The organism is Ramlibacter sp. MAHUQ-53, assembly GCF_052600055.1.
In genome coordinates this window covers 221,017-233,383 of the sequence record NZ_JBQWTS010000004.1, presented here as the reverse complement: position 1 = coordinate 233,383, position 12,367 = coordinate 221,017, and the positions used below count along the sequence as shown (strand labels likewise).

At 72.3% G+C, this 12,367-nt stretch carries 10 protein-coding genes; 5 read left to right on the top strand and 5 right to left on the bottom strand.

From position 1 onward, the window contains the following. Window positions 1-65: 65 nt before the first annotated feature. Complete coding sequence (locus ACT80S_RS08580; RefSeq protein WP_377415104.1) at window positions 66-1,148, top strand: hypothetical protein; 1,083 nt, start codon at window positions 66-68, stop codon at window positions 1,146-1,148. A gap of 13 nt (window positions 1,149-1,161) precedes the next feature. After that, window positions 1,162-2,946: a hypothetical protein gene (locus ACT80S_RS08575; RefSeq protein WP_377415102.1), complete on the top strand. Its 1,785-nt coding sequence runs from the start codon at window positions 1,162-1,164 to the stop codon at window positions 2,944-2,946. 95 nt (window positions 2,947-3,041) lie between these two features. Here the strand turns inward: ACT80S_RS08575 and mtgA are convergent, their stop codons facing one another. Genes mtgA through ACT80S_RS08550 form a run of 5 tightly spaced genes read right to left on the bottom strand, consistent with a single transcriptional unit; the run spans window position 3,042 to window position 8,246 of the window. Then, complete coding sequence (gene mtgA, locus ACT80S_RS08570; protein ID WP_377415099.1) at window positions 3,042-3,773, bottom strand: monofunctional biosynthetic peptidoglycan transglycosylase; 732 nt, start codon at window positions 3,771-3,773, stop codon at window positions 3,042-3,044. Next, a complete protein-coding gene (gene aroE / locus ACT80S_RS08565; protein ID WP_377415097.1) occupies window positions 3,770-4,612 on the bottom strand; it encodes a shikimate dehydrogenase in 843 nt (280 codons plus the stop codon). Before aroE ends, mtgA begins: the two co-directional genes overlap by 4 nt. A 50-nt stretch (window positions 4,613-4,662) precedes the next feature. Then, complete coding sequence (locus ACT80S_RS08560; RefSeq protein WP_377415095.1) at window positions 4,663-5,529, bottom strand: energy transducer TonB; 867 nt, start codon at window positions 5,527-5,529, stop codon at window positions 4,663-4,665. After that, complete coding sequence (locus ACT80S_RS08555) at window positions 5,526-7,580, bottom strand: ribonuclease catalytic domain-containing protein (protein WP_377415093.1); 2,055 nt, start codon at window positions 7,578-7,580, stop codon at window positions 5,526-5,528. Before ACT80S_RS08555 ends, ACT80S_RS08560 begins: the two co-directional genes overlap by 4 nt. Window positions 7,581-7,604: 24 nt before the next feature. Then, window positions 7,605-8,246 carry a YqiA/YcfP family alpha/beta fold hydrolase gene (locus ACT80S_RS08550; protein ID WP_377415091.1) on the bottom strand — a complete coding sequence of 214 codons (642 nt, stop codon included), beginning with the start codon at window positions 8,244-8,246 and terminating at the stop codon, window positions 7,605-7,607. Window positions 8,247-8,281: 35 nt separating this feature from the next. Between ACT80S_RS08550 and rodA the strand changes: the two genes are divergently transcribed. The 3 genes from rodA to ACT80S_RS08535 all read left to right on the top strand — a co-directional run bounded on the left by rodA (window position 8,282) and on the right by ACT80S_RS08535 (window position 12,299). Continuing rightward, complete coding sequence (gene rodA, locus ACT80S_RS08545) at window positions 8,282-9,436, top strand: rod shape-determining protein RodA (protein WP_377415088.1); 1,155 nt, start codon at window positions 8,282-8,284, stop codon at window positions 9,434-9,436. 47 nt (window positions 9,437-9,483) lie between these two features. Next, window positions 9,484-10,944, top strand: coding sequence for a metalloprotease TldD (tldD, locus tag ACT80S_RS08540; RefSeq protein WP_377415086.1), 1,461 nt, complete (start codon window positions 9,484-9,486; stop codon window positions 10,942-10,944). A gap of 233 nt (window positions 10,945-11,177) precedes the next feature. Next, window positions 11,178-12,299 (top strand): 3-deoxy-7-phosphoheptulonate synthase, encoded by a 1,122-nt coding sequence (locus tag ACT80S_RS08535; protein WP_377415084.1) that lies wholly within the window; start codon window positions 11,178-11,180, stop codon window positions 12,297-12,299. Window positions 12,300-12,367 lie beyond the last annotated feature (68 nt).

Genomic DNA, 12,367 nt, shown 5'->3' with positions numbered 1-12,367 from the left:
CGGGCCCGGCCCCGCACGGTCCTATAAGTCCGCCGGGCGGCCCTCCGCCGCCCGGAAAGGACACCATGATCCACAGCCCCCGCGGCGTGCGTCCCCCGGGCACGCAGGCTTCGCCGTCGACGACCAGCAGTTCCAGCACGACGACCAGCAGCCCCGGCACGACGACCCAGCACCCGCCCCTGACGACCTCCTCGCCGCCCGCTTCGCCGCGGGAGGCCGACGTGGCGTTCGGCCGCTGGCAGGTCAGCGTCGCACCGCAGGAGGGCGGGGCCTCCCCCCGGTCCGCGGCGGTCGCCGAGTCGAAGCACGGCGGGGGCGGGTTGGCGGGCGGCGTCGGCGTCGGCGTCGCGGGCGGGCTGGCGGGTGCGAGCCAGGTCCACCCGGCGCTGGCCCACCTCCTCGACCGGGACGACCTGCCGCTCCTGCTCGACGCCCTGCCCGGCACCCACCGCGGCGGGCGCTACGACGAGATGCGCGCGGCCCTGGTGGCGTACCTCCGGCACCGGGCCCAGTGCCGGGCCGCTCCCGCCGACGCGAAGGGCGTGGTCGGCGAGCGCAACCTCGCGACCGCGCTCTCGCGCCTCGAGAAGACCAACACGGCCCACCTGGAGCAGCTGGAGCGGTCCCTCTCGGCCTACCTCGGCCGCCTGCGCATTCCCCTGCTCGACTCGCGGGCCGAGCCCGAGATGGAGCAACTGCTGCGTGAGGTGCGCCAGCGGCTGGCGCCGACCCAGGCGGGCCTGATCGTGCCGCTGTCGCTGGGCGACCTGGGCGACCTGGGCGACCTGGGCGATCCGGAGGAGGACAGCGACGGCGCCGAGGCACCCGAGGCGTCCGCCTTCCGCACCCCGGGCGCGAACGGCGAGTCCGGCACGAACGGCCTCCCGGGCGAAGCGTCGGACGAGGAGGATGCCGGGCCCATCGGCCAGGGCGGGGCGCTGGTGCGCAGCGTGGCCACCTGGCACCTGCCGCCGCAGCCGGCCGGCGCGCAGGGCCATGGCGCCGAGGGCAGTGCGGTCCAGGCTGCGCTGCAGGTCACGGGCGAAGTCACCGTGTCCAGCTCCGGCGAACCCACGCCGATGACCCCGGACAGCCCGCGCCGCAGCAGCGAGTCGTCCCGGTCGGAGGACGGGGCAGGGTCCGGCTGAGGGAGCGGTCTCGATGAAGTCTTCCGCGCCAGCCCGCGCCCTGCCGCCGTCCTCCGGCGCGCCCCGCCCCCAGCCGCAACGCCCCGAGGTGCCACGCCCACAGCCGCCTTCCTCCGGCGTGCTGCCGCCCCGGCCGCCGCCCCACCCCCCCGGCGTGCCGCAGCCGCCGTCCTCCAGCCTGCCGCGGCCCTCCGTCGCGATGCCCCGCACCGTGACGCAGCGGCCCGAAGCCAAGCCGGAAGCCAAGCCCGAAGCCAAGCCGGACGCCAAGCCCGAAGCCAAGCCCGAAGCCAAGCCCGAAGCCAAGCCCGAAGCCAAGGACCCGGCCCGACCCGGGACCGCGTTCCGGGCCGCGCGCGAAGCCAGGTCCCTGCCGGCGGCCGCGCCGCCGCGGCCGCCGCCGTCGCCGGCCGGCAAGGTCCCGCCCCCGCGCCGGGACCTGCTGCGGGTCGGTGACGAGACCTGCGTCGTCACGCAGGTCCGTGAGCTGGGCGCGGGGGAGAACAACCGGGTCTACCGCATCGAGTTCCTCGACGGCAGCGAGCGCGTCGGCGCGGTGTTCCGGCCCTTCGCCGGGACGGCCGCGGCGCCGCCCCCTCCGGGCGGATCGCCCGCCGGCGAGGCCGTCGCCGAGGCCTTCCGCCTCGCCGGCATCGACGGGGCGCAGCCCCGGCGCAATGAGCGCAACGTCGCCGCGTTCGTGGTGGACCGGGCGCTGGGCTTCGACCTGCTGCCCTTCACCGCGCTGGCCACCTGCGAGCAGGGCGGCAAGCCGATCCCGGGCCTGCTGATGTCGTTCGCGGCGGGCCAGTCGCCCGAGGTCCGGGGGGCCCTGCAGCTCACGCTGCCTGCAGCCGACCTCGCCCGCCTGCGGGGCCGCCCCCAGGCCCTCGCCACCCTGGCGCAGGACCTCGGGTGGCTGGGGAGCGTCCTGGCCCGGGACCACCTGAGCCTGACCAACGGGCACCGCGCGGAACGCAAGGGCCTGGGGTCCGTCGCGCTCGAGCCCCGCAGGGCCGTGGCGGCGATCGACTACGGCGCGCCGCGCCTGCGCCGGGAGCTCACCCGGCTGCAGTGGCTGCATACCCTGATCGGCGAGGTCGACCCGAACCCGGGCAACTACGTGGCCTGGCAGGACGCCGAGGGCGCGGCCGGCGTGACGGCGTTCGACCACGACCTGAGTTTCGGCCGCCAGGTGGCCGCCAGCGGCTGCCCCTGGTACTCCCGCGCCGACCCGCCGCGGCTGATCGACGCCGACGCCCGCGACGCGATCCTGCACCTGCCGATCGACCGGCTGCTGCGCAAGCTGGGGGCGCTGCTGCCCGCCGGCGACCTGGCGCGCCAGCGCCGCCGGCACGAGGAGGTCGTGGCCCTGCTGCAGCGCAAGAAGGACCCGGTGCTCGTCATCGACGACGAGGACGGCTGGGGCGGCGCGGCCGCCACCCGGGCGCTCGGCGTGGTCGACCTCGAGGCCGAGATCGCCGCCCTGCAGCGCAGGGAGGCGGCGACGCAGCCGGGCTGGTGCGTCGAGTCCCGTGAGGGCGCGGCCGCGGCCCTGGCCCTTTTCGAGGCGCTGTCGTGGCAGGTGACGCGGACCGGCTATGTGGCCCGCGACGCCTTCCGGCTGGACGAGGCCCGCTGGTGGCTGGCGCCGGGGCGGCGGGCCTGGCGGCCGAAGCAGGCGCCCTCGCTGTACGACATGAAGGCGGTCACGGACCGTGTCGCCACGGTGCTGGGCAGCGGCGGGGCGCCTGCCAAGGCCGGGGGGCAGGGGAAGCCGGGGGGCGGCGTGTCGTGACCGGGGGCGGGTTCGCCGGGCGGCGAGCGGCACCGGCCGGGGGGCGCCGCCTCAGGCTGGCCGCCCGGTGGCTTCAGGGCGGCCTCGGGGCTGCCTCAGGGCAGCTCGGCGTTCGGCATGCGCCCCACGATCACCGAGGCCCGGCTGGCCAGGTAACCGGAGTTGGGCAGCTTCTCGAAGTAGCGCGGCCGCGGCAGCATCACCGCCAGCCGCGCCGCCTCGTAGGCCGTGAGGCGCGCCGCGGGCTTGCGGTAGTAGTGCTGCGCGGCGGCCTCGGCGCCGAAGACGCCCTCGCCCCATTCCACCGAGTTCAGGTAGATCTCCAGGATGCGCTCCTTCGACAGCAGGCGCTCGAGCGCGAAGGTCAGCACGATCTCCTGGCCCTTGCGCAGCAGGGTGCGCTCGCCCGAGAGGAACAGGTTCTTGGCCAGCTGCTGCGTGATGGTGGAGCCGCCCACCACCTTGGGCGGCCGGGCGCGGTTGGGCGCGAGCTGGGCCCGGCGCGCGGCCTGCTCCTCGGCCTTGGTGTTCTTCTGCCAGGCCTTCTCCATCGCCTCCCAGTCCACGCCCTCGTGGTTGACGAAGCTGTCGTCCTCGGCGGCGATGACGGCGCGCTTGAGGTTGTCGGAGATCCGCGCGTAGGGCACCCATTGCTGGCGCCAGGGCAGGCGGCCCTTCTCGGTGGCGATGCGCCAGGCCTCGGAGCGCTGGAAGGCGGTGGACTGCGGGTCGACCACCGCCATCAGGGCGATGCGGCCGACGAAATACAGCTGCAGCGCCAGGAAGGCGGCCGCCGCCAGGAGCAGCCAGCGCGCCAGCGCCTTCATGCGGCCGCCGCCTCCAGCGTGGCCCGCAGCTCCTGCAGCACCTGCCCGGAGGGCGGGCGCACGCCGCGCCAGATGGCGTAGGACTCGGCGGCCTGCTCCACCAGCATGCCCAGGCCGTCGCGGCCGACTGCGCCATGGGCGCGGGCCCAGGCCAGGAAGGGCTCGGCGGCGGGGCCGTACATCATGTCCACCGCCAGCGTGCCGGGGCGCAGCACGCGCGCGGGCACCGGCGCCTCGGCGCCGCCCAGGCTGCTGGCCGTGCCGTTGACCACGATGTCATAGGCCGCGCCCACGTCGTCCAGCGCGCAGGCCTGCAGCGGCACGCCCTGGGCCGCGGCCAGCGCGGCGTGGCGCTCGACCAGGGCCTGGGCCTTGTCCAGGGTGCGGTTGGCGACGGTGATGGCGGCGGGCCGCGCCTCGATGAAGGGGCCGAGCACGCCGCAGGCCGCGCCGCCGGCGCCCACCAGCAGCACCCGCGCGCCGGCCAGGGGCACGCCGGCGTTGACGGTGATGTCATGGACCAGGCCGATCCCGTCGGTGTTGTCGGCGAAGGCCTGCTCGCCGTCGAACTTCAGCGTGTTGCAGGCGCCGGCCAGCTCGGCGCGGGCCGAGTGGCGCACGCCGGGCACGGCGAAGGCGTCGAACTTGAAGGGCACCGTCACGTTGCAGCCCCGGCCGCCCTGGGCACGGAAGTCGCGCACCGCCTGCTGGAAGCCGTCCAGCGGCACCAGGTGGTGGCGGTAGTCGATCGGCTGGCCGGTGAGTTCGGCGAAGCGGTGGTGGATCCAGGGCGACTTGCTGTGCGCCACCGGGTTGCCCATCACGCAGAAGCGGTCCATGGTCGTTCCTCGCGGGTCTGTCTTGTGCGGTTCTTTTGGGGGGCCGGGGGTCAGCGGCTGGTGAGCTTGGTTTCCAGCGTCTCGTCGTGCGTGAAGCGGAAGCGCGAGACCACCACGATCTGGTCGGCCCGCTGGCGCATGCCGTCGCTGAAGCGGCCGAAGGGCCCGGCGGCGCGGGCGATGCCCAGGGCGCGGCGGTCCAGCGCGGCGTTGCCCGAGCCCTCGACGATCTCGGCCGCGAGCACCCGGCCGTCGTGGTTGACCGTGAGCAGCATGGTCAGCTCGCCATACAGCTTCTGGCCGGACATCTCGGGGAAGTTCTGCGTGCCGCGGTCCTCGATGCGCCGGCGCAGCGCGTCGTAGTAGACGGCGTAGACCTCCTCGCGCGTCGAGGGGCTGACGTAGCGCCGCTTGGGGCGGGCGTTTTCCTCGTTGATCCGGCGCTCGATCTCGGCCAGCAGCTTGACCAGCTGGCGGCGCTTTTCCTCGCGCGCCTGGCCCTCGGGGTTGTCGGTGGGCTGGCGCGGGTCGGGCACCGGCAGGCTGGCCAGCGCCTGGCGCACCTGCGCCAGCAGCATCTGCTGCTGCTGCTGCATCGCCTCCACGCGCTTTTGCGCTTCCTCCGGCGCGTCGCCCAGCTCGGTCAGGGCGGAGGCGGGCAGGGGCGAGGTGGCGCGGCCCTTCGCGGCCTCGCCGCCGCCGGCCAGCGAGGCCTGGGCGATGGCCTGGGCCTTGTCCACCTTCTCGTTGCCGCGGGCATTCACCAGGATCACCTCCAGCGGCGTGTCCTGGAACATGCGGTCGAAGCGCTGGGGGTCGACGAAGCGCACGGCCAGCAGGGCCGCATGGGCCGCCACCGAAACGGCCAGCGAGACCTGCAGCGTGGTCAGGGACCTGAGCTTGGGCTTGAGCTTCACGAGGCCGGATTATCGGCCGCGGGCTCGGCCTCGTTGACGTCCACCGCGATGGCGATCGGGCCGGCCACGGCCTCCTCGTCGTCCTCGGCGTCCTCCTGCGCCGCATCGGCGGCGGGCTCCACGTCCAGGCGCTCGATCACGGTGCCGTGCACGTCCAGCGCGATCTCGTCGACCTCGCCCAGCTTCACCCGCACCTTGGCGCCGCGCGCCAGGCCGTTGGCGCCCATCACCGGCAGCACCAGGGGCAGCTCGTCGGCGCGCACCAGGCCTTCCTTGAAGACGGTGGCCACCAGCTCGGTGATGCCGTTCTGGTGCAGGTACTTCAGCGTCCAGAAGCGCTCCATGCCGGCCTGGTAGGCGTTGTACGCGGAGTAGGCGGCGTCGAAGCCGGAGATGATGGAGAACAGCTCCGCGTCCTTCGGCTTGAAGGGCGCGGCCAGGGCGGCGGTGCGGCCGTGGCGGGCGCAGGCGATGATCTGCCACTGGTTCACCAGGTCGGTGTAGCGGCGCAGGGGCGAGGTGCTCCAGGCGTAGCACTTCACGCCGATGCCGGCGTGCGGCGCGGCCTTGGTCGACATGCGCACCTTCATGCCGGGCGCCAGGCTGGCCTGGCTGCGGTAGATGCCGGGCACGCCCAGGTCGGCCAGCCACTGGCCCCAGGTGCTGTTGGCGAGGATCATGGCCTCGGCCACGATCAGGTCCAGCGGCGCCCCGCGGCGGCGCACGCCGATGCGCACGGCCTCCGCGCCGGTGGGCTCGGCGCCGTCGTTGCCTTCCAGGCGGAAGGTGTAGTCGGGCCGGTTGAAGGTCTCGGGCTTGCCGCGCACCACCTCGCGCCGGGCCTTGAGCTCGCGCGCCAGGCGGAACAGGAACATCAGCGGCTCGCGCGCCTGCGCCGCCACCGGCGGCACGGCGTCGCCGGCATGGGCCGGGTCCGTCAGCCAGGCCTCGGTGACGCTGTCATCGAGCTGGTCGTGGCGCAGGTTGGCCACGATCGGCACGCGCTCCAGCTTCGTCTCGCTGCCCTGGATCTCCAGCGTGGCCTCGTCGAAACGCACGTACAGCGAGACGGCGGGGCAGTCCCGGCCCTCCTGCAGGGTGTAGGCCTGCACCACGTCGTCCGGCAGCATGGTGATCTTGTAGCCCGGCATGTAGACGGTGGACAGGCGCTGGCGCGCCACCGCGTCCGCCGGGGTGGACGGCTGCAGCGCCAGGCCCGGCGCCGCGATGTGGATGCCGACGGTGACCGTGCCCGAGCCCAGGCCCTGCACCGACAGCGCGTCGTCGATCTCGGTGGTGTGCGAGTCGTCGATCGAGTAGGCCCGCACGCCGGCGGCCACCGACAGGTCCTCGGTGATCGCGGGGGCCGTGAGGGCAGGGAAGCCCGTGCCCTTGGGGAAGTGCTCGAACAGGAAGCGCTTCCAGTGGAACTGGTAGGCCGACTCGATCGCACCGGCCCGCTGCAGCAGCGCCAGCGGCGCCAGGTGGGTGCTGCGGGCGGCCTCGACCACGGCCTTGTACTCGGGCGCGTTCTTGTCCGGCTTGAACAGGATGCGATAGAGCTGCTCGCGGATCGGGGCGGGGCAGCGGCCCTCGGCCAGCTCCCCGGCCCAGGCGGCGATCTGAGCCAGCTGCTGCTTCTTCTTCTCGATCGCGGCCAGGGCCTGCTGCACGACCTCCGCCGGGGCCTTGCGGAAGCGGCCCTTGCCGGCGCGGCGGAAATAGTGCGGCGCCTCGAACAGCCGGAACAGGGCGCCGGCCTGCTGCTCGAGGCTGGCGTTGGCGCTGAAATAATCACGCGCGAGGTCGGCGAAGCCGAACTCCTCCTCGGGGGCGAACTCCCACGCCAGCTGCAGCTCGATCTCCTGGGCCACGGCCTGGGCCTGCGCCACCAGGTCGGCGGGCGAGGGCTTCTCGAACTTCAGCAGGATGTGGGCGGCCTTGACCTTGACGCGCTTGCCGGTCTCCAGCTCCACCTGCGCCGAGGCCTCGGCCTCGGACAGCACCCGGCCGGCCTGGAATTTGCCGGCTTCTTCAAACAATACGAACATGGGACGGATTGTCCCATGGGCCACCTAGGCGGCCGGCCCCAGGCCGAGGGCGGCGAAGACCTCGTCGATGTGGTCGTCGAAATCGCTCAGGGCATGGTCGCCGGCCGGCAGCAGCTTGATGCGGGCGCCGGCGTAGCGGGCCGCCATCTCGCGCCAGTCCAGCACCTCGTCGCCCCGGGCGATGACGGCGAAGTAGCGCTCCAGGCGCGTGAGTGGGGCCCCCACGCCCGGCCCCGGCGTGAGGGCGCGCAGTTCATCGACGAATCGCGGCTCGAAGAAGAAGCGCTCGGCCGGGTCGTGCCAGGCGGTCTGCTCACCGATGTACTTCGCCAGGTCGCGTGCCGGGTCGACCGCGGGGTTGAGCACCACGGCGCGGCAGCCGGTGGCCTCGGCCACGCAGGTGGCATAGAAGCCGCCGAGTGAGGAGCCGATCACGCCCAGGGTGGCGCGCGGCCAGCCGGCGATGCCCGCCATCACCTGCGCCATCGCCTCGCGCGGGGAGGGCGGCATCTGCGGGCACCACCACGTGACGCCGGGGTGGCGCTGCGCGATCCGCTGCGCCACCTTCACCGCCTTGGCCGAGCGCGGCGAGGAGCGGAAACCGTGCAGGTACAGCAAATGCGTCACGGGCGGCTGGGGCGAAGGCCCCGGGGGGTGGAAGGTCATGGGGGCGATCATGCCAGCGGCGATAATTTCGGCTTATGTCCGCCGTGTTCGAGAAACCCCCGCTCTGGCGGCGCGCCGCGCCCTTGCTGGAGGGGTTCGACGGCCCGCTCGCCTTCGCCATCTTCCTGCTGGCGTGCGCCGGGCTGGTCACCATGTTTTCCTCCGGCTTCGACCATGGCACGCGCTTCATGGACCACGGCCGCAACATGCTGATCGCCGGGTTCATCCTGTTCGTGGTGGCGCAGGTGCCGCCGCAGCGCCTGATGACCCTGGCCGTGCCGATCTACCTCATCGGGGTGGCGCTGCTGATCGCCGTGGCCCTGTTCGGCATCACCAAGAAGGGCGCCCGGCGCTGGGTCAACGTGGGCGTCGTGATCCAGCCCAGCGAGATCCTCAAGATCGGCCTGCCGCTGATGCTGGCCTGGTGGTTCCAGAAGCGCGAGGGCCAGATGCGCCCGCTCGACTTCCTCATCGCCGGCGTGCTGCTGGCGGTGCCGGTGGGCCTGATCATGAAGCAGCCGGACCTGGGCACCTCGCTGCTGGTGATGGCGGCCGGCCTGTCGGTGATCTTCTTCGCCGGCCTGCCCTGGAAGCTGATCATCCCGCCGGTGGTCCTGGGCGGCGTGGGCATCCTGCTGCTGGTGGTGTTCGAGCCGCAGCTGTGCGCGCCGGGCGTGGACTGGCCGCTGCTGCACGACTACCAGCAGCAGCGCGTGTGCACCCTGCTGGACCCGACCCGCGACCCCCTGGGCAAGGGCTTCCACATCATCCAGGGCATGATCGCCATCGGCTCGGGCGGCCTCTTCGGCAAGGGCTTCATGCAGGGCACGCAGACCCACCTGGAGTTCATCCCCGAGCGCACCACCGACTTCATCTTCGCCGCCTACTCCGAGGAGTTCGGGCTGGTGGGCAACCTGCTGCTGATCGCCGGCTTCATCTTCCTGATCCTGCGCAGCTTCACCATCGCGCTGGAGGCCTCGTCGCTGTTCTCGCGGCTGCTGGCCGGGGCGGTGACCATGATCTTCTTCACCTATGCCTTCGTGAACATGGGCATGGTCAGCGGCATCCTGCCGGTGGTGGGGGTGCCCTTGCCCTTCATCAGCTACGGCGGAACGGCCATGGTCACCCTGGGCCTGGCGCTGGGCATCCTCATGTCGATCGCACGTTCCAAGCGCCTCGTGCAGACTTGAGGCCATGCCGCGCGTGTCGCGGCCCCGAACCTTCCTGGAATCACCCGATGATCTCTCGCGAACCCACCCTCGAACGCCTGGCCACCGCCCGCGGCCTGCTGCTGGAGCCTTTCGGCCTGGACGAGTCCCACCTCGCGCGCGCGCTGGCCGAGATCCGCAGCCACCGCGTCGACGACGCCGACCTGTACTTCCAGTACACCCGCAGCGAGGGCTGGAGCCTGGAGGAGGGCATCGTCAAGACCGGCAGCTTCAGCATCGACCAGGGCGTGGGCGTGCGCGCGGTCAGCGGCGAGAAGACCGCCTTCGCCTATTCCGACGACATCTCCGAGGCCTCGCTGCTGGACGCCGCGCGCACCGTGCGCGCGATCGGCGCGGCCGCCGGCAAGGGCCGGGTCAAGGTGCCGGCGCGCAAGGTCGCGGCCAGCCGCGCCCTCTACCCCGGGCTCGACCCCATCGCCACCCTGGACAGCACCGCCAAGGTGAAACTGCTCGAGAAGGCCGAGAAGATGGCCCGCGCCAAGGACCCGCGCGTCGTGCAGGTCATGGCCGGCCTGGCCAGCGAGTGGGACGTGGTGCTGGTGGCCCGCGCCGACGGCACCCTGGCCGCCGACGTGCGCCCGCTGGTGCGCCTGTCCCTCACCGTCATCGCCGAGCAGAACGGCCGCCGCGAGGTCGGCTCGCACGGCGGCGGCGGCCGCTTCGGCCTGGGCTATTTCGACGACGAGCGCGTCACGCAATACGTGGACCATGCGGTCCATGCGGCCCTCACCAACCTCGAGTCCCGCCCCGCGCCCGCCGGCGAGATGACCGTGGTCCTGGGCTCGGGCTGGCCCGGCATCCTGCTGCACGAGGCCATCGGCCACGGCCTGGAGGGCGACTTCAACCGCAAGGGCTCCAGCGCCTTCTCCGGCCGCATCGGCCAGCGCGTGGCGGCCAAGGGCGTCACCGTGCTCGACGACGGCACCATCGCCGACCGCCGCGGCTCGCTCAATGTCGACGACGAGGGCCATGCCACCCAGCGCAACGTGCTGATCGAGGACGGCATCCTGCGCGCCTACATGCAGGACTCGCTCAACGCCCGCCTCATGGGCGTCAAGCCCACCGGCAACGGCCGCCGCGAGAGCTACGCCCACGTGCCCATGCCGCGCATGACCAACACCTACATGCTCGGCGGCGACAAGTCGCCCGACGAGATCGTGGCTTCCATCAAGAAGGGCCTGTACGCCACCAACTTCGGCGGCGGCCAGGTCGACATCACCTCGGGCAAGTTCGTGTTCTCCGCGAGCGAGGCCTACTGGGTCGAGAACGGCAAGGTCCTCTACCCGGTCAAGGGCGCCACCATCGTCGGCAACGGCCCCGACGCGCTGACCCGCGTGAGCCTGATCGGCAACGACATGCGCCTGGACAGCGGCGTGGGCACCTGCGGCAAGGAGGGCCAGAGCGTGCCGGTGGGCGTGGGCCAGCCCACGCTGCGCATCGACGGCCTGACCGTGGGCGGAACGGCCTGACGCGGCCGCGTCAGGAACCTGTGGTAGATTGCCCCCCCATGCCTCGCAGCAGCGTTTTCTTTTTTGGCTACTTTTGGTTTTTCTCCAGCCCCACCGGCGGCCGAGAGACCTGAGCGTACCCAGAAGCAAGACGCACACAGGAATCCCGAAAAAACCGCCGGTCCCCACCGGCGGTTTTTTTTCGTCCCCTTGATCCGATTTCTTTTTTTGAACACTTGAGGAAGGAGCCCCCGATGTCCGCGAAGTCCACCCCCGCCAGCGACGCCTGGTATGCGCACCCCGTCGACAAGACCGGCCAGACCGACGACCAGCGCATCAAGGACATCACCGTGCTGCCTCCTCCCGAACACCTGATCCGGTTCTTCCCGATCAGCGGCTCGCCCGTCGAGAAGCTGATCGCGGACACCCGCCGGCGCATCCACGACATCATGAATGGCACCGACGACCGCCTGCTGGTCGTCATCGGCCCGTGCTCCATCCATGACCCGGCTGCCGCCATCGACTACGCCCGCCGCCTCAAGCCGCTGCGCGAGAAGTACGCCGACTCGCTGGAGATCGTGATGCGCGTGTACTTCGAGAAGCCGCGCACCACGGTGGGCTGGAAGGGCCTGATCAACGACCCCTACCTCGACGAGAGCTATCGCATCGACGAGGGCCTGCGCATTGCCCGCCAGCTGCTGATCGAGATCAACCGCCTGGGCCTGCCCGCGGGCAGCGAGTTCCTGGACGTGATCTCGCCGCAGTACATCGGCGACCTGATCGCCTGGGGCGCCATCGGCGCGCGCACCACCGAGAGCCAGGTGCACCGCGAGCTGGCCTCGGGCCTGTCGGCCCCGATCGGCTTCAAGAACGGCACCGACGGCAACATCCGCATCGCCACCGACGCCATCCAGGCGGCGGCCCGCGGCCACCACTTCCTGTCCGTCCACAAGAACGGCCAGGTCGCCATCGTGCAGACCCAGGGCAACAAGGACTGCCACGTGATCCTGCGCGGCGGCAAGGCGCCGAACTACGACGCGGCGAGCGTCGCCGCCGCCTGCAAGGACCTGGAGGCCGCCGGCCTGCCGGCCACGCTGATGGTCGACTGCAGCCACGCCAACAGCAGCAAGCAGCACGAGAAGCAGCTGGACGTGGCGCGGGACATCGCCGGCCAGATCCAGGGCGGCTCCCGTAGCATCTTCGGCGTGATGGTCGAGAGCCACATCGAGGCCGGCGCGCAGAAGTTCACGCCGGGCAAGGACGACGTGAACAAGCTCGCCTACGGCAAGAGCATCACCGACGCCTGCCTGGGCTGGGACCAGTCGGTCGAGGTGCTGGACGTGCTGGCCGAGGCGGTGAAGCGCCGCCGCGGTTGACCCTCCGGGGGCTGGCGGACGCCTGGGGCGTCCGCTCCTCCAGCGGCCGCCCCGTGGACCGGACTTCC

Bases quoted from the DNA above. Each gene is read 5' to 3' on its own strand.
- ACT80S_RS08550 (WP_377415091.1), bottom strand. From the start codon at position 8,246: ATGACCTTCCACCCCCCGGGGCCTTCGCCCCAGCCGCCCGTGACGCAT.
- rodA (WP_377415088.1), top strand. From the start codon at position 8,282: ATGTCCGCCGTGTTCGAGAAACCCCCGCTCTGGCGGCGCGCCGCGCCC.
- ACT80S_RS08580 (WP_377415104.1), top strand. From the start codon at position 66: ATGATCCACAGCCCCCGCGGCGTGCGTCCCCCGGGCACGCAGGCTTCG.
- tldD (WP_377415086.1), top strand. From the start codon at position 9,484: ATGATCTCTCGCGAACCCACCCTCGAACGCCTGGCCACCGCCCGCGGC.
- ACT80S_RS08535 (WP_377415084.1), top strand. From the start codon at position 11,178: ATGTCCGCGAAGTCCACCCCCGCCAGCGACGCCTGGTATGCGCACCCC.
- aroE (WP_377415097.1), bottom strand. From the start codon at position 4,612: ATGGACCGCTTCTGCGTGATGGGCAACCCGGTGGCGCACAGCAAGTCG.
- ACT80S_RS08555 (WP_377415093.1), bottom strand. From the start codon at position 7,580: ATGTTCGTATTGTTTGAAGAAGCCGGCAAATTCCAGGCCGGCCGGGTG.
- mtgA (WP_377415099.1), bottom strand. From the start codon at position 3,773: ATGAAGGCGCTGGCGCGCTGGCTGCTCCTGGCGGCGGCCGCCTTCCTG.
- ACT80S_RS08575 (WP_377415102.1), top strand. From the start codon at position 1,162: ATGAAGTCTTCCGCGCCAGCCCGCGCCCTGCCGCCGTCCTCCGGCGCG.